Raw genomic sequence first — 17,194 nt, forward strand, 5'->3', positions numbered from 1 at the left:
CACCCCGGTGCGGGAGGTTTAGGCAGAGGTCAGGAGGGCCCTGCCGCCCGCTGCCTCAGGATCTCCTTGAAGTCGACCGTGTCGGCGGCCGGCGGCTTCCGTACGGAGACCTCGGTGCCGTAGTCGCTGTAGAAGACCGTCGAGCTGAACGCCCCGGCCGCCGTCTCACCGCGCTCGGTCTTCTTCAGCGGCAGATCGTCCTCGCCGACCCAGATGTCGACGGTCTGCGTGGTGACGCCGGCCGCGGAGAGCCGCTCCTTGAGGGCGGCGAGCTGCCCGGCGTCCAGAGCGCTGTTCCGCCCGGTCAGCTCCGCCACCTCGACCGTGCCGGAGTAGCGGGTGGCGGGGACGCCCCGTACGTCCTCCTGGCCGGCCTTCCTGACGTCCCCCGCGGCCAGGAGAGCCTTCAGGCCCTGCTCGGGCGTGCTGTTCTGCACCTGCTCCTCCAGGACGTCGCCCGCGGGCCCGCCGAGCTCCGCGAGGTCCTGGTAGGCGTACCGGACCCAGCGCTTGCCCCCGATGGTCGCCGCGAAGGCCTCGCCCATGTCGGCGTAGTACTCGTCCTGGAGATAGCGGGCCCGCACCGATCCGTCGCCGCCGCCCTGCTTCAGGGCCTCGGCCATGGTGCCGCCGGTGTACGTGAGGGTGAGCGAGCCCGTCAGGCCGTCGGCCCAGCCGATGGTCCCCGTCTGCTTCATGGAGACGGTGTCGCCCATCTCGGTGGTGCCCTCGATCCGGGCCGACCGCACGGTGCCGGTCTTCTTCCGGATCTGCTGGAGCGCCGTCACCGAGCCGGCGTCGGCCTCGCCTGCGCCCGTCGGCTTCCCCGCCGTACCGGAGCCACCGCCTCCGCCGCTGCAGGCCGCCACCGACAGCAGGGCCGCCAGGGCGGCTCCCGTACCCACGCGCCGTAACGTGCTCGTCCTCATCCGGCCCGCCCACCCCTCGTCGTGATCCCCGTGAAGTATCTCCTCCGGATACGGGGACGGGCCCCGCACCTCGAAAGGTTGCGGGGCCCGTTCACACAGTGCACGCGTACGACGCGGCTACCGGGTGAGCACGGTGGCTCAGACGGCGGCCGGGTCCTCCTCGACGAGGAGGTTGCGGGTGCGGTTGGCGTCCAGCGGGATGCCGGGGCCCATCGTGGTGGCCAGCGCGGCCTTCTTGATGTAGCGGCCCTTGGCGGCGGACGGCTTCAGACGGAGGACCTCGTCCAGCGCCGCTGCGTAGTTCTCCACCAGCTTGGTCTCGTCGAAGGAGACCTTGCCGATGATGAAGTGCAGGTTGGAGTGCTTGTCGACGCGGAACTCGATCTTTCCGCCCTTGATGTCGGTGACAGCCTTGGCGACATCGGGGGTGACGGTGCCGGTCTTCGGGTTCGGCATCAGACCACGCGGACCGAGCACGCGGCCCAGGCGGCCGACCTTGCCCATGAGGTCCGGGGTGGCGACGACGGCGTCGAAGTCCAGACGGCCCTTCGCCACCTCGTCGATGAGCTCGTCGGCGCCGACGATGTCGGCTCCGGCGGCTTCCGCGGCCGCAGCACGGTCACCGGTCGCGAAGACCAGGACCCGGGCGGTCTTGCCGGTGCCGTGCGGGAGGTTCACGGTGCCGCGGACCATCTGGTCGGCCTTGCGCGGGTCGACACCCAGGCGGAAGGCGACCTCGACGGTGCCGTCGAACTTCGTGGAGGCGGTGTCCTTGGCGAGACGGACGGCCTCGAGCGGGGCGTACAGGCGCTCCCGGTCGATCTTGGCGTCCGCAGCGCGGAGGTTCTTGCTGCGCTTCACTTCTACTCCTGTGGTTTCAGGGTGTGGAGTCGTGGTGCGGACCAGCGCTTGGTCCTACCACTGAGGGCTACGGGGCTGAATCAGCCTTCGACCGTGATGCCCATGGAACGGGCGGTGCCGGCAATGATCTTCGACGCGGCGTCGAGGTCATTGGCGTTCAGGTCGGGGAGCTTCGTCGTGGCGATCTCGCGGACCTGGGCGGCCGTCAGCTTGGCGACCTTGGTCTTGTGCGGCTCGCCGGAGCCCTTGTCCACACCCGCGGCCTTGAGGATCAGCTTGGCGGCCGGCGGAGTCTTGGTGATGAAGGTGAAGGAGCGGTCCTCGTAGACCGTGATCTCCACCGGCACGACCATGCCACGCTGCGACTCGGTCGCGGCGTTGTAGGCCTTGCAGAACTCCATGATGTTGACGCCGTGCTGACCGAGCGCGGGGCCGACCGGCGGGGCCGGGTTCGCCGCACCGGCGTTGATCTGGAGCTTGATAAGCCCCGTGACCTTCTTCTTCTTGGGAGGCATTGCTCTCTCCGGGTCCTATGAGAGTGTTTCGCCGCCGATTCCGGTCATCCGGATGGAGGCATACCGCACAACGATAACGGGTATAGCTGTGCGACCAAAAACCCAGCAGGTCAGAGCGGCCGCGAAGCCCCTCTGACCTGCTGGGTAGGCATGTGTCCAGAAACCGGCGGGAAGCGCTAGTTCTTCTGGATCTGGTCGAAGCTGAGCTCGACCGGGGTCTCGCGGCCGAAGATCTCGACGAGGCCCTTGACCTTCTTCGAGTCGGCGTTGATCTCGTTGATCGTGGCCTGCAGCGTGGCGAACGGGCCGTCGGTGACGGTGACCGAGTCGCCCACCTCGAAGTCCAGCACCTGGACCTCGACCTTGCGGGACGGAGCCGGCTTGCCCTCGGCCTCGGCGGCCTCGCGGGCGGCCTTCTCCTCGGCCTCCGGGGCGAGCATCTTGACGATCTCGTCCAGGGTCAGCGGATACGGGTCGTAGGCGTTGCCCACGAAGCCGGTGACGCCCGGCGTGTTCCGCACGACGCCCCAGGACTCGTTCGTCAGGTCCATGCGCACCAGCACGTAGCCGGGGAGCTTGTTCTGCCGGACGTTCTTGCGCTCGCCGTTCTTGATCTGGACGATTTCCTCTTCAGGCACCTCGGCCTGATAGATGAACTCCTCCACGTTGAGCGAGACGGCGCGCTGCTCCAGGTTGGCCTTCACGCGCTTCTCGTAACCGGCGTACGTGTGGATGACGTACCACTCGCCGGGGAGGGTGCGCAGCTCGTCGCGCAGGGCGGTGACGGGGTCGACGGGGGCGGCCGGCTCGGCCTCTTCCTCGTCTGCCTCGTCGGCGCTCTCGCCGTCGGCCTCGGCCTCGACGGCCTCTTCGGCGACCTCGGCGTCGTCGTCGGCCTCGATCGTCTCGTCGGCGACGGCGTCCGCGGCGGTCTCGGTGGCCTCGGCCTGATCGGCCTTCTCGGAATCAGCAGCCTCAACGATGCCGAGCTCGTCCTTGGCGGACTCGAAGGCGCCAGCCTCGGGCTCGACGGCGTCGTTCAGGTTCGGGTCAGACACGATGGCTGCTTCTTCCTGGATACAAAGGGGTGGAACATGCGGTGGGGGCGCCGGTCGGACGCCTTCCGCCGGCTCAGCCGAAGACGTACTTGATGACCCGCGCGAACCCCATGTCAAGAACGGTAACAAGACCAATCATGACAACGACGAACACAATCACCACAGTGGTGTATGTCGTCAGCTGGCTGCGAGTCGGCCAGACAACCTTACGGAGTTCGGCGACGATCTGGCGGTAGAACAGCGCGAGACGGCCCAGAGGACCCTTCTTGCCGCGCTTGCCGCCCTTCCGAGTCTTCTTACTGGACTCGGGGGATTCATCCTCAGCATCAGGCATGTCGATGGAGCCCACGGCGTCCGTCACGCTTCTCACCTGATTCCGGGTCGTGGCCGTGCCGCGCCCGGTGGAGCCGCACGGCTGTGCAATGAAGTACGTACATGCGCACACATCCTGGCGAAGGAGTGTGTAGCAGGGCCGGAGGGACTTGAACCCCCAACCGCTGGTTTTGGAGACCAGTGCTCTACCAATTGAGCTACGACCCTTGGTGGTTTCCACCAACCTACCGCATCTTTCCCGGTGCCCGGGTGCGGAAACGGTGTGGCTGGTGAAGGCCAACGACAGGTGAGTGTACGTGCTCAGGGCCGCTGCGTCGAACAGACAACTACCGACCGGTCCTGTCCGGTTCCCGTCCGAGTCCTGTCCGGTCCCTGAAACCCGTGTGCCGGCGGGTTTTCCGGTCTGGGAGCATGGGGCCCATGAGCGCTGCAACTTCTCCGTCCGAGCGCCGGGTTTCCGCCCGCATCGGTGCGATCTCCGAGTCCGCGACCCTCGCCGTCGACGCCAAGGCCAAGGCCCTCAAGGCCGCCGGCCGCCCGGTGATCGGCTTCGGTGCCGGCGAGCCCGACTTCCCGACCCCCGGCTACATCGTCGACGCCGCGGTCGAGGCCTGCCGCAACCCGAAGTACCACCGCTACACCCCGGCCGGCGGGCTCCCCGAGCTCAAGGCCGCCATCGCAGAGAAGACGCTGCGGGACTCCGGCTACGAGGTCGACGCCAGCCAGATCCTGGTGACCAACGGCGGCAAGCAGGCCATCTACGAGGCCTTCGCGGCGATCCTCGACCCGGGCGACGAGGTCATCGTCCCCGCCCCGTACTGGACGACCTACCCCGAGTCGATCCGGCTCGCCGGCGGTGTCCCGGTCGAGGTCGTCGCCGACGAGACCACCGGCTACCGGGTCTCGGTCGAGCAGCTGGAGGCCGCGCGCACGGAGAGGACCAAGGTCGTCCTCTTCGTCTCGCCGTCCAACCCGACCGGCGCCGTCTACAGCGAGGCCGACGCCGAGGCGATCGGCCGCTGGGCCGTCGAGCACGGCCTGTGGGTCATGACCGACGAGATCTACGAGCACCTCGTCTACGGCGACGCGACGTTCACCTCGCTCCCGGCGATCGTGCCCGAGCTGCGCGACAAGTGCATCGTCGTCAACGGCGTCGCCAAGACGTACGCGATGACCGGCTGGCGCGTGGGCTGGATCATCGGCCCCAAGGACGTCGTCAAGGCCGCGACCAACCTCCAGTCGCACGCCACCTCCAACGTCTCCAACGTGGCCCAGGTCGCCGCGCTGGCCGCGGTCTCCGGCCCGCTGGACGCCGTCGCGGAGATGCGCACGGCCTTCGACCGCCGCCGCAACCTCATCGTGCGGATGCTCAACGAGATCGACGGCGTGCTCTGCCCGGAGCCCGAGGGCGCGTTCTACGCCTACCCGTCGGTGAAGGGGCTGCTCGGCAAGGAGATCCGCGGCAAGCGCCCGGCCGACTCGGTCGAGCTCGCCGCCCTCATCCTGGACGAGGCCGAGGTCGCCGTCGTCCCGGGCGAGGCCTTCGGCACCCCCGGCTACCTCCGCCTCTCCTACGCGCTGGGCGACGACGACCTCATCGAGGGCGTCTCCCGGCTCCAGAAGCTGCTGGGCGAGGCCAAGGCCTGAGAAGCCCGCGAATTGTGCCCCCGGCCGCCTCGGCCGGGGGCGCTTTTCGTTTCAGGCCCACTCCAAAGAGGAAAGCGGCTTCCGCTCCGGCCCGCCCGTGCGGCAGGATCTTCAAATGGAGCGTGATGTACGTCTGTTGCCCAAGGCCCACCTGCACCTGCACTTCACCGGGTCGATGCGGCCCACCACCCTGCTCGAACTCGCCGACAAGTACGGGGTCCACCTCCCCGACGCACTGACCGGCGGCGAGCCGCCGAAGCTGCGGGCGACCGACGAGCGCGGCTGGTTCCGCTTCCAGCGGCTCTACGACATCGCCCGGTCCTGCCTCCGGTCCCCCGAGGACATCCACCGCCTGGTCCGCGAGAGCGCCCAGGAGGACGTCGCGGACGGCTCGGGCTGGCTGGAGATCCAGGTCGACCCCACCTCGTACGCCCCGCTGCTCGGCGGACTGATCCCGGCCATCGAGATCATCCTTGACGCGGTGGACAGCGCCGCCCGGGACACCGGTCTGGGGATGCGCGTGGTGATCGCCGCGAACCGGATGAAGCACCCGCTGGACGCCCGGACCCTGGCGCGGCTGGCCGTGCGGTACGCGGACCGGGGCGTCGTCGGCTTCGGGCTCTCCAACGACGAGCGGCGCGGGATGGCCCGTGACTTCGACCGGGCCTTCGCCATCGCCCGGGAGGGCGGCCTGCTGGCGGCCCCGCACGGCGGGGAGCTCGCGGGCGCGTCCAGCGTGCGCGACTGCCTGGACGACCTGGACGCCTCACGCATCGGCCACGGGGTCCGGGCGGCCGAGGATCCCCGGCTGCTGGAGCGGCTGGCCGAGCGCCAGGTGACCTGTGAGGTCTGCCCGTCCTCCAATGTGGCGCTCGGCGTCTACGAGAAGGCCGCCGATGTCCCCTTGCGCACTCTGTTCGACGCGGGGGTGCCGATGGCGCTGGGCGCGGACGATCCGCTGCTGTTCGGATCCCGGCTGGCCGCGCAGTACGAGCTGGTCCGCCGCGACCACGGGTTCACCGACGCGGAGCTGGCCGAGCTGGCCCGCCAGTCGGTGCGCGGGTCGGCGGCGCCCGTGGACGTACGGGACAAGCTGCTGTCCGGGATCGACGACTGGCTGGCTAGCTGATTCCGGCCAGCAGGGTGCGGGCGAGCGAGGCGGCGAACGCGTCCAGCGGCTGCGGGGGCGTCCCGCCGGGGAGCGCGTCGTAGGCGAAGGCCCGCTGGGCGCAGGCGCCGAGCAGGAGTGAGGCGGCCGCGTAGGTGTCGGCGTCCGCCCGGACCCGGCCCGCGCGCTGTTCGGCGCGGAGGTACGCGTCGAGCCCCTGGATGGGCAGGTGGGGGCCGGCCCCGAGCTCCCGCAGCCCTTGTTCGTGGCGGCGCTTGAGCTGCGGTTCGGCGTACAGGGAAGCAGCCATGGGGAACGTCTGCTCGTAGAAGAGCGCGGCCTGCCGGGCGACCTCGGTGAGGTTGGCCTCGACGCCGCCCTCCCCCGGGACCAGGCCGTCGAGCAGACCCCCGAGCTTCGGCAGCCGCTCCTTGAGGACGGTCACGAAGAGCTCCTCCTTGCTGGGGAAGTACTTGTAGAGCGCCGCCTCCGAGCAGCCGGCCGCCCGCGCGATCTCCTTGGTGGTGGTCCGGGCGAGGCCGATGGAGCCCATCAGCTCGTGGGCGGCGTCGACGATGCGGACGCGGGCCGGCTTCGGCTCCATGGGGGTTCTCCTGCGGCTTGACGGGTGGATGATCAGTCACTCACCCTAGAGGTGAGTGAACACTCACCCACCTGAGGAGAGCGCATGCGGCTGACGGTGTTCGGAGCGACCGGGGGCGTCGGCCAGGAGGTCGTGGGCCAGGCGCTCGCGGCGGGCCACGAGGTGACGGTCGTGGTCCGCGACCCGGCGAGGCTCCCGAAGACGTTCGACGCCCGGGCGCTGGGCGGGGCCGTACCGCTCGACGACCCGGCGGCCGTGCGTGCGGCGGTGGCGGGGCGGGACGCGGTGCTCTCGGGGCTCGGCTCGCGGAGCCGGAAGGCGCACGGGGTCGCCGAGCGGCTGACCGGGCGGATCACCGACGCGATGGAGGCCGAGGGGGTGCGCCGGCTGGTGGTGGTGAGCGCGGTCCCGGTCGGGCCGGTACCCGCCGGAGAGCCCTTGGTGGACCGGCTGGCACGCAAGGCGATCGGCGCGGTTCTGGCGGACCTGTACGCGGACCTCGCACGGATGGAGGCGGCCCTGGAGCGCAGCGCCACGGACTGGACCTCCGTACGGCCTCCGAAGCTGACGGACGGGCCGTGCACGGGCGTCTACCGCACGGTGGTGGGCGGCGCGCCCGTCAGCAGCCGGTCCATCTCCCGGGCGGATGTGGCGCACGCGATGCTCGGGCTGATCGACGACCCGGCGGCGGTGCGGCAGGGCGTGGGCGTCGCCTACTGAGCCGCCTCATGTCGCCTGCTGAGCTGCCTCATAGGGTCACGCGCACGCTTTACAGGCACGCGCACGCTTTACAGGGCGACGCCGACCGTCACCGGCTCGTTGACCAGGGTGACGCCGAAGGCCGCGTGGACCCCGGCGACGACCTCACGGGCCAGCGCGAGGAGGTCCTCGGTGGTGGCCTCGCCGCGGTTGGTGAGGGCGAGGGTGTGCTTGGTGGAGATCCGGGCCGGGCCGCTGCCATACCCCTTGGTGAAGCCGGCCCGGTCGATCAGCCAGGCCGCCGAGGTCTTGGTGCGGCCGTCCCCGGCGGGAAACGCCGGGGGCGTCACGTCGGGGCCGAGGCGCTCGTGGACCCGCGCCAGGAAGTCCTGGAACGCGGCCTCGTCGAGGATCGGGTTGGTGAAGAAGGAGCCCGCGGACCAGGTGTCGTGGTCGTCCGGGTCCAGCACCATGCCCTTGCCGGCGCGCAGCTTCAGCACGGTCTCCCGGGCGGCGGACGCGGCGACGCGCTCGCCCTGCTCGACGCCCATGGCCCGGGCCGTCTCCGGGTACGCGAGGGGCGCGGAGAGGCCGCCCGCCTCCTCCAGCGCGAAGCGGACCCGGAGCACCACGAAGCGGTCGGGCTCCGCCTTGAAGCGGCTGTGCCGGTACGAGAAGGAGCACCCCGCGTTCGGAAGGGTCACCGTCTCCCGGGTGTGCCGGTCGTAGGCGACGACCTCCGTGATAGTGGAGGACACCTCCTGCCCGTACGCCCCGACGTTCTGGATGGGCGTCGCGCCGGCCGAGCCGGGGATGCCGGCCAGGCACTCGATGCCCGCGAGGCCCGCCTCCACGGTCCGGGCGACGGCATCGGTCCAGACTTCCCCGGCCGCGAGCTCCAGCGACGTACCGGAGAGCGTGAACCCCTTGGTGGCGATCCGCAGCGCCGTGCCGTCGAAGCCCTTGTCGCCGATGACCAGGTTGGAGCCGCCGCCGATGACCAGCAGCGGGGTGCCGCTCGCGTCGGCCTCGGCCACGGCGGCGACCACCTCGGCGTCGGTGGTGGCCGTCAGGAGCCGGGTGGCGGGGCCGCCGAGCCGGAAGGTGGTCAGGGGGGCGAGGGGGGCATCGTGGAGTTCCTGCACGGGGACAAGAGTACGGTCCGTGGCTCCGCCGCTCGGGCGGGGCCACGGACCGTACAGGTATCGCGTGGGGCGTCAGGCGAGCCGTACAGCCGGTGCGTGACCCTCAGGCGAGCCGGACGACGGCGCGGGACATGCCCAGCACCTTCTTGCCGTCGCACACGGCCACCAGGTCCACCCGGACCAGGTTGTCCTCCAGCTTGGCCGCGACCTTGCCGCTGACCTCGATCAGCGCGCCCTTGTCGTCGTTGGGCACGACGACCGGCTTGGTGAACCGCACCCCGTAGTCGACGACCGCGCCCGGGTCACCGGCCCAGTCGGTGACCACGCGGATCGCCTCGGCCATGGTGAACATGCCGTGGGCGATCACATCCGGCAGCCCGACCTCGACCGCGAACTTCTCGTTCCAGTGGATCGGGTTGAAGTCGCCCGACGCACCGGCGTACCGCACGAGCGTCGCCCGCGTCACCGGGAACGACTGCGCGGGCAGCTCCGTACCGACCTCGACCGACCCGTAGGAGACCTTCGCCGTCATCACGCCTCCTCGGCGGCGCGTGCCACCAGCTTCGTGAGCGCCGTGACGACCAGCTCGCCGGCCTCGTCGTGCACATCGCCGCGGATGTCGACGATGTCGTTGCCCGCCATGGACTTGATGGTCTCGATCGTGGAGGTGACCGTCAGCCGGTCCCCCGCCCGCACCGGACGCACGTAGGAGAACTTCTGGTCGCCGTGGACGACCCGGCTGTAGTCCAGGCCCAGCTGCGGGTCCTGGACGACCTCGCCGGCCGCCCGGTAGGTGATGGAGAAGACGAACGTGGGGGGCGCGATCACGTCGGGGTGGCCGAGCGCGCGCGCCGCCTCCACATCGACGTACGCCGGATGGGTGTCACCCACCGCCTCGGCGAACTCGCGGATCTTCTCCCGGCCTACCTCGTACGCCGGGGTGGGCGGATACGTCCGGCCCACGAAGGACTGGTCGAGCGCCATGAGCTCGCTACCTCCTGCTGGAAATGACGAATAAGGGCACGCCCCTGCGCGGGGGGACCACCCCGGACAACGACACGAGGCCGCCCCCAGAGGGGACGGCCTCGTGTACGAGCCTGATTCAGCGCGTTTCGCGGTGCGCGGTGTGCGAGTTGCAGCGCGGGCAGTGCTTCTTCATCTCAAGACGGTCCGGGTTGTTACGCCGGTTCTTCTTGGTGATGTAGTTCCGCTCCTTGCACTCCACGCAGGCCAGCGTGATCTTCGGGCGGACGTCGGTGGCAGCCACGTGAGTGCTCCTTGGACGGACGTTGGACGGATGAACGCATAAAAGGGTAGCCGATCGAAGGACCGACCCAACAATCGGCTACCGTTAGTAGCGGTGACCGGACTTGAACCGGTGACACAGCGATTATGAGCCGCTTGCTCTACCGACTGAGCTACACCGCTTTGATGATGAGTCCCCCCGCCGAAGCGGGGTTTCCCGATCACCAGAGCCCCAATGCGGAATCGAACCGCAGACCTTCTCCTTACCATGGAGACGCTCTACCGACTGAGCTATTGGGGCGAGCGAGGAAGACATTACACGCTCTCCAGCCGATCGCCCAAATCCGTTTCGGCCCCACGCTCCGGCCGCCGGTCGGGGCTCGCCCACACCTCCTGATCAGGCCTTGATCCAGCCCGCGTCCACTTCCGCACGGGCCCCTTCCCCGCGTCGGCGCGGGGGTACCGGTACGACTAATGGGCTCTTCCCGGAAGCCGCCGTGCCACCCGTCGCGGACCCGGTCATGATCGACGGGACCACCTCCAGGCTCGACCGCTCCGCGCGGCCGTGCACCCCTCCCAGGAGCGCGATGCCCGACAGCCGGCCGCGGCGGCCCGACGACAGCGCACCCGACAGCGCCGAAGCGGCCACCACCGACCCCGCCCCCGCCCTCGTCCTGAGCGGCGCCCGCCTGACCGACGGCCGCGCCGTCGACGTACGCCTGAGCGGCAGCCGTATCGAGGCCGTCGGCACCGCGGGCAGCCTCACCGCCCGGGGCCCCCGCATCGACCTGCGCGGCTACCTCCTGCTCCCCGCCCCGGCCGAGCCCCACGCCCACGGCGACACCGCCCTCACCGCCGACGGCGCCGGGCCCGCCTCCGACCACCCCGAGGACATCCAGCGCCGCGCCACCGAGGCCGCCCTCCTCCAGCTCGGCCACGGCGCCACCGCCCTGCGCGCCCACGTCCGCATCGGCGACGTCCAGGGCCTCGCAGCCCTGGAGGCCGTCCTGCAGGCCCGACGGGCCCTGCGCGGCCTGGCCGACCTGACCGCGGTCGCCGTCCCCCGCCTGCTCACCGGCATCGCCGGGGCCGACGGCCTTGCCATGCTCCGCGACGCCGTGAAGATGGGCGCCGCGGTCGTCGGCGGCTGCCCCGACCTGGACCCCGACCCCACCGGCTACACCGCGGCCGTCCTGGATGTCGCCGCCGAACACGGCCGCCCCGTCGACCTGCACACCGACGGCGACGACCCGGCCCGCCTCGCCCGCCTGGCCGCCATGGCCGGGGGCCTGCGCCCCGGGGTCGCCCTCGGCCCCTGCGCCGGCCTCGCCCACCTCCCCCTGGAGACCGCGGGCCGGGCCGCCGACCAGCTGGCCGCCGCCGGGATCACCGTCGTCTGCCTCCCCCAGGGGGGCTGTACGGGCTCAGAACGCCGCACGACCGCCCCCGTACGGCTCCTGCGCTCCGCGGGCGTACGCGTGGCGGCGGGCAGCGGCGCGCTCCGCGACACGGCCAACGCCGTGGGCCGCGGCGACCCGCTGGAGGCGGCGTACCTCCTCGCCTCGCAGCACGGCCTGCGCGCCGAACACGCCTACGCCGCGGTCTCCACCACCGCCCGCGCCGCCCTCGGCCTGCCCGACGTCCGCGTGGAGGCGGGCTTTCCGGCCGAACTCCTCGCCGTACGCGGTGAACAGCTCTCCGCCACGCTCTCCCTCGCCTACAGCCGGATCGTCATCCACCGCGGCCGGATCGTCGCGCGCACCAGCGCCGTACGCGAGTACTGCGACTCCGATCCCGATCCGACCGCCGGCCCCGATCTCCCCCGCCAGGGGCGACCCGACTCCGGTGGCGGGCCGGGGAGCTGAGCACACGGCGGCCGCCGGGCGTACGGTCGGAGGTATGCGCATTGTCATCGCAGGTGGACACGGACAGATCGCACTGCGGCTGGAGCGGCTGCTCGCCGCACGCGGGGATGAAGCCGTCGGGATCATCCGCAACCCCCAACAGAGTCAGGACCTCACCGATATCGGCGCCGAACCCGCCGTGCTGGACCTCGAATCGGCCTCCGTGGAGGAGACCGCGGAGGTGCTGCGCGGGGCCGACGCGGCCGTCTTCGCGGCGGGCGCCGGACCGAACAGCGGCACCGCCCGCAAGGACACCGTCGACCGGGGCGCCGCCGTCCTCTTCGCCGACGCGGCCCAAGCCGCGGGCGTACGCCGGTACATCGTCGTCTCCTCCATGGGCGCCGACCCCGACCACCCCGGCGACGAGGTGTTCGACGTCTACCTGAGGGCGAAGGGCGCGGCGGACGCCGACGTACGCTCCCGCTCCGCGCTCGACTGGACGATCCTGCGCCCCGGGATGCTCACCAACGACGCGGGCAACGGACAGATCCAGCTCGCCGCGAAGACCGGGCGCGGCCCGATCCCGCGCGACGACGTCGCGGCGACGATCCTGGAGCTGCTGGACACCCCGGCGACGGCGGGCCTGACCCTTGAGGTCATCTCGGGGAACGTGCCGGTCACCGTGTCCGTGAAGGACGTCGCGGGCAACTGACGGAGCGGCTGGGCGCGGGCGAAAGCTGCCGGGAACTGCCGGGAACGAGGAAGCCCCCGACCAGAAGGACTGGTCGGGGGCTTCGTTCGCGTGGCGGCGCCAGGGTTCGAACCTGGGTAGGCTGAGCCGGCAGATTTACAGTCTGCTCCCTTTGGCCACTCGGGCACACCGCCTCGAACGACGCGTCGGATCTCCGCTGGTGAGCTCCTTGGCGACGACGTAAACAATACCTGATGGCCAGGGGTGCTCCGCCACCTCATTGATCAGCAGCCGGAGGGTGCGGCGGTGGCTAGGCTTTGCGCTGTATCCCACGCACATTCGACGCAAGGAGCCACACGTCATGGCCGACTCCAGTTTCGACATCGTCTCGAAGGTCGAGCGGCAGGAGGTCGACAACGCCCTCAACCAGGCCGCCAAGGAGATCTCCCAGCGCTACGACTTCAAGGGCACGGGCGCCTCGATCTCGTGGTCCGGCGAGAAGATCCTGATGGAGGCGAACGGCGAGGAGCGGGTCAAGGCGATCCTCGACATCTTCCAGTCCAAGCTGGTCAAGCGGGGCATCTCGCTGAAGTCGCTGGACGCCGGCGAGCCGCAGCTCTCCGGCAAGGAGTACAAGATCTTCGCCACCATCGAGGAGGGCATCTCCCAGGAGAACGCCAAGAAGGTGGCGAAGATCATCCGCGACGAGGGTCCCAAGGGCGTCAAGGCCCAGGTCCAGGGTGACGAGCTGCGCGTCAGCTCGAAGAGCCGGGACGACCTTCAGGCCGTGCAGGCGCTGCTGAAGGAAAAGGACCTCGACTTCGCCATCCAGTACGTGAACTACCGGTAGCCAGTAGGACGACTCGTGAGCGAGAAGGGGCACGCTGTCGGGGGCGATCTCGGCGGGGTGCCTCTCCGCGTTCACGGGGGTGCGCCTGGCTCCCGTGGGCCTCGCTCCTGTGGGCCTTGCTCCTGTGGGCTTGGCTCCGGTGGTCCTGGCTTCGTGTCCGAAAACCGCCGGTGCTGAGAGCGGGGTGCGGAGCAGACTGGCCGGTGCGGGTCCGGGGTCGCCAGGTCCGCGGTCCGTGTCTGTAAGGGAAGTGAGCGGTCGTGACGACGGTGTACACGCGGGTGGCCAGTCCGCTGGGCGAGTTGCTGCTGGTGGGCGAGTCGGACGGGACGGCCGAGGGGCTGCGGCTGGCGTCGCTGTCCGTGCCCGGGCAGAAGGGCGGCGCCGTCGTCCAGGACGGCTGGCTCCGGGCGCCCGAGCTGTTCGCGGGGGTCGTCGCGCAGTTGGAGGCGTACTTCGCGGGGCGGTCGACGCGGTTCGACGTGCCGGTCGCGGAGGGCGTGGGTACGGAGTTCCAGCGGCGCGTCTGGGAGGTGGTCGAGTCCATCCCGTACGGGCGGACCCTGTCGTACGGGGAGGTCGCCGGGCGGGTCGGGGCCTCGGGTGCGGGGGTGCGGGCGGTGGGGACGGCGATCGGACGCAACCCGCTGCTGGTCGTGCGGCCGTGCCACCGGGTGATCGGCGCGGACGGGGCGTTGCGGGGGTACGCGGGTGGCCTGGAGCGCAAGCAGTTGTTGCTGGGGCTGGAGGGGGCCGCGTGCGCTTCGGGTGTGCGGGCCGGCGGCTGAAGGCGGTGTGACGGGTGGTCTCGCGTGGGGTTCCGGCGGCGGGCGGGCTGTTCCCCCGGCCCCGGCAGGTTGTCGCGCCGGGTGCCGTGCACGTACCGGACTGGCTTCCGGTGGAGCGGCGGCGGGAGTTGGTGGCGGCGTGCCGGGAGTGGGCGCGGGGGCCGGTTCCGTTGCGGCGCACGGTGTTGCCGGGCGGTGGCGTGATGTCGGTGCGGACGGTGTGCCTGGGCTGGCACTGGCAGCCGTACCGCTACACCCGTACCGCCGACGATGTGAACGGCGCCCCGGTGGCCCCGCTGCCGCGGTGGCTGGTCGCGCTGGGGCGTGCGGCGGTGGCGGAGGCGTACGAGGACGAGGGCGCGGCGGAGGCGTTCACTCCGGACACCGCGCTGATCAACTTCTACGACGACGCGGCGCGGATGGGCATGCACCAGGACAAGGAGGAGCGCTCGGGCGCTCCTGTCGTGTCGTTGAGCATCGGGGCGACGTGCGTGTTCCGCTTCGGGAACCCTGAGAGTCGCGGGCAGCCCTACACGGACGTGGAGTTGGTCTCCGGGGATCTCTTCGTCTTCGGCGGCCCGTCGCGCTTCGCGTTCCACGGGGTGCCGAAGGTGTACGCCGGATCGGCCGACCCGGATGCGGGGATGCGGGCCGGCCGGCTGAATGTGACGTTGCGGGAGACGGGGCTGAGCTGAAACCGCTGAAACCCGGGAGCGGTCAGCCCTCTGCTTGGTCTTGGAACACAAGACGCAGCGAGCAGGTGTTCGGTTGCTGAGCGGCTGCTGACCAGCTGCTTCCCGGCTCCTAGCGGGCGGCGAACGGCTGGTCCGTGCGGACGATCTCCTTGCCGAAAGGCAGGAGCGAGACCGGGATCAGCTTGAAGTTGGCGATGCCCAGGGGGATGCCGATGATCGTGATGCAGAGGGCGATGCCGGTGGTGATGTGGCCGAGGGCGAGCCACCATCCGGCGAGGACCAGCCAGAGGACGTTGCCGACGCAGGAGGGCGATCCGGCGTCCCGGCGGTCGACGACGGTGTAGCCGAAGGGCCAGAGCGCGTACACCCCGATCCTGAAGGCGGCGAGGCCGAACGGGATGCCGATGATGGTGATGCAGAGCAGAACGCCTGCGAGGAGATAGCCGAGGAACATCCAGAGGCCGCACAGGACGAGCCAGATGATGTTCAGGATGGTGTTCATGGGCGGCGACCTGCCATCTGTTCCAGTCGGGAGATGCGCTCCGCCATCGGCGGATGGGTGGAGAACATCTTGGCCATCCCCTGTCCGGGACGGAAGGGGTTCGCGATCATCATGTGGCTCGCGGTCTCGATCTTGGGCTCCGGGGGCAACGGTAGCTGTTTCGTTCCTGCGTCGAGTTTGCGCAGGGCGCTGGCGAGGGCGAGCGGGTCCCCGGTGAGCTGGGCTCCGGAGGCGTCGGCCTCGTACTCCCGGGAGCGGCTGACGGCGAGCTGGATGACGGAGGCGGCGAGCGGGCCCAGGATCATGATCAGGAGCATGCCCAGCAGACCGGGGCCTTCATCGTCGTTGGAGCGGCCGATGGGGATGAGCCAGGCGAAGTTGACCAGGAACATGACGACGGAGGCGAGGGCTCCGGCGACGGAGGAGATGAGGATGTCCCGGTTGTAGACGTGGCTGAGCTCGTGGCCCAGGACCCCGCGCAGCTCCCGCTCGTCGAGGATCTGGAGGATGCCCTCGGTGCAGCAGACGGCCGCGTTGCGCGGATTACGGCCGGTGGCGAAGGCGTTGGGCGCCTGGGTCGGGGAGATGTACAGGCGGGGCATCGGCTGGCGGGCCGCGGTGGAGAGCTCGCGGACGATCCGGTAGAGCTGTGGCGCCTCGAATTCACTGACGGGGCGGGCCCGCATGGCGCGCAGGGCCAGCTTGTCGCTGTTCCAGTAGGCGTAGGCGTTGGTGCCCACGGCCACGACGAGGGCGATGACGAGGCCCGTACGTCCGAAGAAGCTGCCGATGATGATGATGAGTGCGGACAGGCCCCCGAGGAGTACGGCGGTTTTCAGCCCGTTGTGCCGGCGGTGCACGGTACGCCCTCCAAGTGGTGCAGCAGGGGAACCCTTTGCATGGTGGTGCTCCACTCCCCCAGTGGAGCCTCCCGTACTGGTCAACGCCAGGCGAGGGGAGCTAGTTCCCTTGTGCGTGCGGCCGGAGGGCGGGGCCGTCCCGGCGTGATCCGGCCGGTTCCGGCTCCTGGCCCGTACGGCATGGCACTGGGCCGTACGGGTGGCGGGGCGTGCGTGCGTCAGCGCTCGACGGGCAGGGGGCCAGCGCTATACGGGTAGGAGGCTCAGCGCTGGATGAACAGGGGCTCAGCGCTGGACGGGCAGCTTGGCGAGGGAGACGGCCTCGGGGTCCGGCTCGACCTCGCTGGTGCAGTGCGCGCAGCGGGAGGCGACGGCGGGGATCGCGCTGAAGCAGCGCGGGCAGTCGCGGAGGGCGGCCTTGATGTCGACCTCCTCCTCCTTGGTGAAGCGGTTCTGCACCTTGGCCATGGGGACGACGACGCAGAAGTAGAGGACCGCGGCGGTGATCATGAAGGCGATCGCGGCCGCGAGGAACTTCCCGTACGGGAAGATCGCGCCCCGGACGGCGAACTCCGCCGTGCTGAAGTCTCCGACCGAGCCGGTGGCGAGGCCGATCAGCGGGGTGATGAAGGCGGTGCTGAAGCCGGTGACGACGGCGGTGAAGGCTGCTCCGACGGCGAGGCCGATCGCCATCGAGATGACGTTTCCGCGCAGGATGAAGTCCTTGAACCCGTTCAGCACTGCTCTCTCTCCTCTATGGATTTCGTACGTCTTCGCCGTGTACGTGACGTATGCAGCCACGACCTTGCCCTGTGGCGGC

At 70.4% G+C, this 17,194-nt stretch carries 21 protein-coding genes and 4 tRNA genes; 8 read left to right on the plus strand and 17 right to left on the minus strand.

The features are described 5' to 3' along the window. Window positions 1-29 precede the first annotated feature (29 nt). From R2B67_RS13540 to R2B67_RS13565, 6 genes are all read right to left on the minus strand, one after another. Window positions 30-929 (minus strand): SCO4651 family lipoprotein, encoded by a 900-nt coding sequence (locus R2B67_RS13540; RefSeq protein ID WP_317818104.1) that lies wholly within the window; start codon window positions 927-929, stop codon window positions 30-32. Between the two features lie 138 nt (window positions 930-1,067). Next, window positions 1,068-1,790, minus strand: a complete 723-nt coding sequence (gene rplA / locus R2B67_RS13545) for a 50S ribosomal protein L1 (RefSeq protein WP_018510604.1) — start codon at window positions 1,788-1,790, stop codon at window positions 1,068-1,070. Between the two features lie 80 nt (window positions 1,791-1,870). Next, complete coding sequence (gene rplK, locus R2B67_RS13550; protein WP_010058817.1) at window positions 1,871-2,305, minus strand: 50S ribosomal protein L11; 435 nt, start codon at window positions 2,303-2,305, stop codon at window positions 1,871-1,873. A gap of 176 nt (window positions 2,306-2,481) precedes the next feature. Next, entirely contained in the window at window positions 2,482-3,363 is an 882-nt protein-coding gene (nusG, locus tag R2B67_RS13555; RefSeq protein ID WP_317818105.1) for a transcription termination/antitermination protein NusG, read from the minus strand. Between the two features lie 73 nt (window positions 3,364-3,436). Continuing rightward, window positions 3,437-3,724 (minus strand): preprotein translocase subunit SecE, encoded by a 288-nt coding sequence (secE, locus tag R2B67_RS13560; protein ID WP_018510606.1) that lies wholly within the window; start codon window positions 3,722-3,724, stop codon window positions 3,437-3,439. 106 nt (window positions 3,725-3,830) lie between these two features. Further along, window positions 3,831-3,903: transfer RNA gene (locus tag R2B67_RS13565), tRNA-Trp, on the minus strand. A gap of 213 nt (window positions 3,904-4,116) precedes the next feature. Here R2B67_RS13565 and R2B67_RS13570 point away from each other — a divergent pair. Further along, on the plus strand, window positions 4,117-5,343 hold the full coding sequence (locus R2B67_RS13570) for a pyridoxal phosphate-dependent aminotransferase (RefSeq protein WP_018510607.1): 1,227 nt from the start codon (window positions 4,117-4,119) through the stop codon (window positions 5,341-5,343). 115 nt (window positions 5,344-5,458) lie between these two features. Further along, window positions 5,459-6,472 (plus strand): adenosine deaminase, encoded by a 1,014-nt coding sequence (locus R2B67_RS13575; RefSeq protein ID WP_018510608.1) that lies wholly within the window; start codon window positions 5,459-5,461, stop codon window positions 6,470-6,472. Here the strand turns inward: R2B67_RS13575 and R2B67_RS13580 are convergent. After that, on the minus strand, window positions 6,465-7,055 hold the full coding sequence (locus R2B67_RS13580; protein WP_018510609.1) for a TetR/AcrR family transcriptional regulator: 591 nt from the start codon (window positions 7,053-7,055) through the stop codon (window positions 6,465-6,467). The two genes, R2B67_RS13575 and R2B67_RS13580, sit on opposite strands and share 8 nt — an antisense overlap. A gap of 84 nt (window positions 7,056-7,139) precedes the next feature. On the opposite strand from R2B67_RS13580, the gene R2B67_RS13585 reads away from it, so the two are divergent. Beyond that, complete coding sequence (locus R2B67_RS13585; RefSeq protein WP_317818108.1) at window positions 7,140-7,775, plus strand: NAD(P)-dependent oxidoreductase; 636 nt, start codon at window positions 7,140-7,142, stop codon at window positions 7,773-7,775. Window positions 7,776-7,843: 68 nt separating this feature from the next. Here R2B67_RS13585 and R2B67_RS13590 read toward each other — a convergent pair whose 3' ends face one another. From R2B67_RS13590 to R2B67_RS13615, 6 genes are all read right to left on the minus strand, one after another. After that, window positions 7,844-8,899 (minus strand): UDP-N-acetylmuramate dehydrogenase, encoded by a 1,056-nt coding sequence (locus R2B67_RS13590; protein ID WP_317818109.1) that lies wholly within the window; start codon window positions 8,897-8,899, stop codon window positions 7,844-7,846. Between the two features lie 103 nt (window positions 8,900-9,002). Then, complete coding sequence (locus tag R2B67_RS13595; protein WP_030561935.1) at window positions 9,003-9,431, minus strand: MaoC family dehydratase; 429 nt, start codon at window positions 9,429-9,431, stop codon at window positions 9,003-9,005. Continuing rightward, on the minus strand, window positions 9,431-9,883 hold the full coding sequence (locus R2B67_RS13600; protein ID WP_018510613.1) for a MaoC family dehydratase N-terminal domain-containing protein: 453 nt from the start codon (window positions 9,881-9,883) through the stop codon (window positions 9,431-9,433). Before R2B67_RS13600 ends, R2B67_RS13595 begins: the two co-directional genes overlap by 1 nt. 118 nt (window positions 9,884-10,001) lie before the next feature. After that, window positions 10,002-10,166: a 50S ribosomal protein L33 gene (rpmG, locus tag R2B67_RS13605; RefSeq protein WP_003956487.1), complete on the minus strand. Its 165-nt coding sequence runs from the start codon at window positions 10,164-10,166 to the stop codon at window positions 10,002-10,004. Between the two features lie 88 nt (window positions 10,167-10,254). Next, window positions 10,255-10,327, minus strand: a tRNA-Met gene (locus tag R2B67_RS13610). Between the two features lie 45 nt (window positions 10,328-10,372). Continuing rightward, window positions 10,373-10,445, minus strand: a tRNA-Thr gene (locus R2B67_RS13615). A gap of 286 nt (window positions 10,446-10,731) precedes the next feature. Between R2B67_RS13615 and R2B67_RS13620 the strand changes: the two genes are divergently transcribed. Both R2B67_RS13620 and R2B67_RS13625 read left to right on the plus strand, forming a co-directional pair. Next, window positions 10,732-12,009 (plus strand): amidohydrolase family protein, encoded by a 1,278-nt coding sequence (locus tag R2B67_RS13620; RefSeq protein ID WP_317818117.1) that lies wholly within the window; start codon window positions 10,732-10,734, stop codon window positions 12,007-12,009. Window positions 12,010-12,043: 34 nt separating this feature from the next. Further along, window positions 12,044-12,700 carry an SDR family oxidoreductase gene (locus R2B67_RS13625; protein WP_237327470.1) on the plus strand — a complete coding sequence of 219 codons (657 nt, stop codon included), beginning with the start codon at window positions 12,044-12,046 and terminating at the stop codon, window positions 12,698-12,700. A 91-nt stretch (window positions 12,701-12,791) separates the two neighbouring features. Here R2B67_RS13625 and R2B67_RS13630 read toward each other — a convergent pair. Continuing rightward, window positions 12,792-12,873 (minus strand) — tRNA-Tyr (locus R2B67_RS13630). Between the two features lie 167 nt (window positions 12,874-13,040). Between R2B67_RS13630 and R2B67_RS13635 the strand changes: the two genes are divergently transcribed. The 3 genes from R2B67_RS13635 to R2B67_RS13645 all read left to right on the plus strand — a co-directional run bounded on the left by R2B67_RS13635 (window position 13,041) and on the right by R2B67_RS13645 (window position 15,012). Further along, window positions 13,041-13,529 carry a YajQ family cyclic di-GMP-binding protein gene (locus tag R2B67_RS13635; RefSeq protein ID WP_018510616.1) on the plus strand — a complete coding sequence of 163 codons (489 nt, stop codon included), beginning with the start codon at window positions 13,041-13,043 and terminating at the stop codon, window positions 13,527-13,529. A 260-nt stretch (window positions 13,530-13,789) separates the two neighbouring features. Then, on the plus strand, window positions 13,790-14,317 hold the full coding sequence (locus R2B67_RS13640) for a methylated-DNA--[protein]-cysteine S-methyltransferase (RefSeq protein ID WP_317818120.1): 528 nt from the start codon (window positions 13,790-13,792) through the stop codon (window positions 14,315-14,317). A gap of 14 nt (window positions 14,318-14,331) precedes the next feature. After that, window positions 14,332-15,012, plus strand: a complete 681-nt coding sequence (locus tag R2B67_RS13645; protein ID WP_317818122.1) for an alpha-ketoglutarate-dependent dioxygenase AlkB family protein — start codon at window positions 14,332-14,334, stop codon at window positions 15,010-15,012. Between the two features lie 109 nt (window positions 15,013-15,121). On the opposite strand, the gene R2B67_RS13650 is transcribed toward R2B67_RS13645, so the two are convergent. The 3 genes from R2B67_RS13650 to mscL all read right to left on the minus strand — a co-directional run bounded on the left by R2B67_RS13650 (window position 15,122) and on the right by mscL (window position 17,115). After that, a complete protein-coding gene (locus R2B67_RS13650) occupies window positions 15,122-15,514 on the minus strand; it encodes a YccF domain-containing protein (protein WP_018510620.1) in 393 nt (130 codons plus the stop codon). Then, entirely contained in the window at window positions 15,511-16,374 is an 864-nt protein-coding gene (gene htpX / locus R2B67_RS13655) for a zinc metalloprotease HtpX (RefSeq protein ID WP_317818123.1), read from the minus strand. Before htpX ends, R2B67_RS13650 begins: the two co-directional genes overlap by 4 nt. Before the next feature lie 285 nt (window positions 16,375-16,659). Further along, entirely contained in the window at window positions 16,660-17,115 is a 456-nt protein-coding gene (gene mscL / locus R2B67_RS13660) for a large conductance mechanosensitive channel protein MscL (protein WP_317818124.1), read from the minus strand. Window positions 17,116-17,194: the final 79 nt, after the last annotated feature.

Origin of the sequence: Streptomyces cyaneofuscatus (assembly GCF_033109485.1) — a bacterium.
Taxonomy (GTDB): Bacteria; Actinomycetota; Actinomycetes; order Streptomycetales; family Streptomycetaceae; genus Streptomyces; species Streptomyces cyaneofuscatus.

Excerpts from the sequence above, each read along its gene's own strand:
- R2B67_RS13585 (WP_317818108.1), top strand. The coding sequence starts at position 7,140 with ATGCGGCTGACGGTGTTCGGAGCGACCGGGGGCGTCGGCCAGGAGGTC.
- R2B67_RS13575 (WP_018510608.1), top strand. The coding sequence starts at position 5,459 with ATGGAGCGTGATGTACGTCTGTTGCCCAAGGCCCACCTGCACCTGCAC.
- R2B67_RS13595 (WP_030561935.1), bottom strand. The coding sequence starts at position 9,431 with ATGACGGCGAAGGTCTCCTACGGGTCGGTCGAGGTCGGTACGGAGCTG.
- R2B67_RS13635 (WP_018510616.1), top strand. The coding sequence starts at position 13,041 with ATGGCCGACTCCAGTTTCGACATCGTCTCGAAGGTCGAGCGGCAGGAG.
- R2B67_RS13620 (WP_317818117.1), top strand. The coding sequence starts at position 10,732 with ATGCCCGACAGCCGGCCGCGGCGGCCCGACGACAGCGCACCCGACAGC.
- R2B67_RS13570 (WP_018510607.1), top strand. The coding sequence starts at position 4,117 with ATGAGCGCTGCAACTTCTCCGTCCGAGCGCCGGGTTTCCGCCCGCATC.
- R2B67_RS13580 (WP_018510609.1), bottom strand. The coding sequence starts at position 7,055 with ATGGAGCCGAAGCCGGCCCGCGTCCGCATCGTCGACGCCGCCCACGAG.
- R2B67_RS13625 (WP_237327470.1), top strand. The coding sequence starts at position 12,044 with ATGCGCATTGTCATCGCAGGTGGACACGGACAGATCGCACTGCGGCTG.
- R2B67_RS13600 (WP_018510613.1), bottom strand. The coding sequence starts at position 9,883 with ATGGCGCTCGACCAGTCCTTCGTGGGCCGGACGTATCCGCCCACCCCG.
- rplK (WP_010058817.1), bottom strand. The coding sequence starts at position 2,305 with ATGCCTCCCAAGAAGAAGAAGGTCACGGGGCTTATCAAGCTCCAGATC.
- R2B67_RS13650 (WP_018510620.1), bottom strand. The coding sequence starts at position 15,514 with ATGAACACCATCCTGAACATCATCTGGCTCGTCCTGTGCGGCCTCTGG.
- R2B67_RS13540 (WP_317818104.1), bottom strand. The coding sequence starts at position 929 with ATGAGGACGAGCACGTTACGGCGCGTGGGTACGGGAGCCGCCCTGGCG.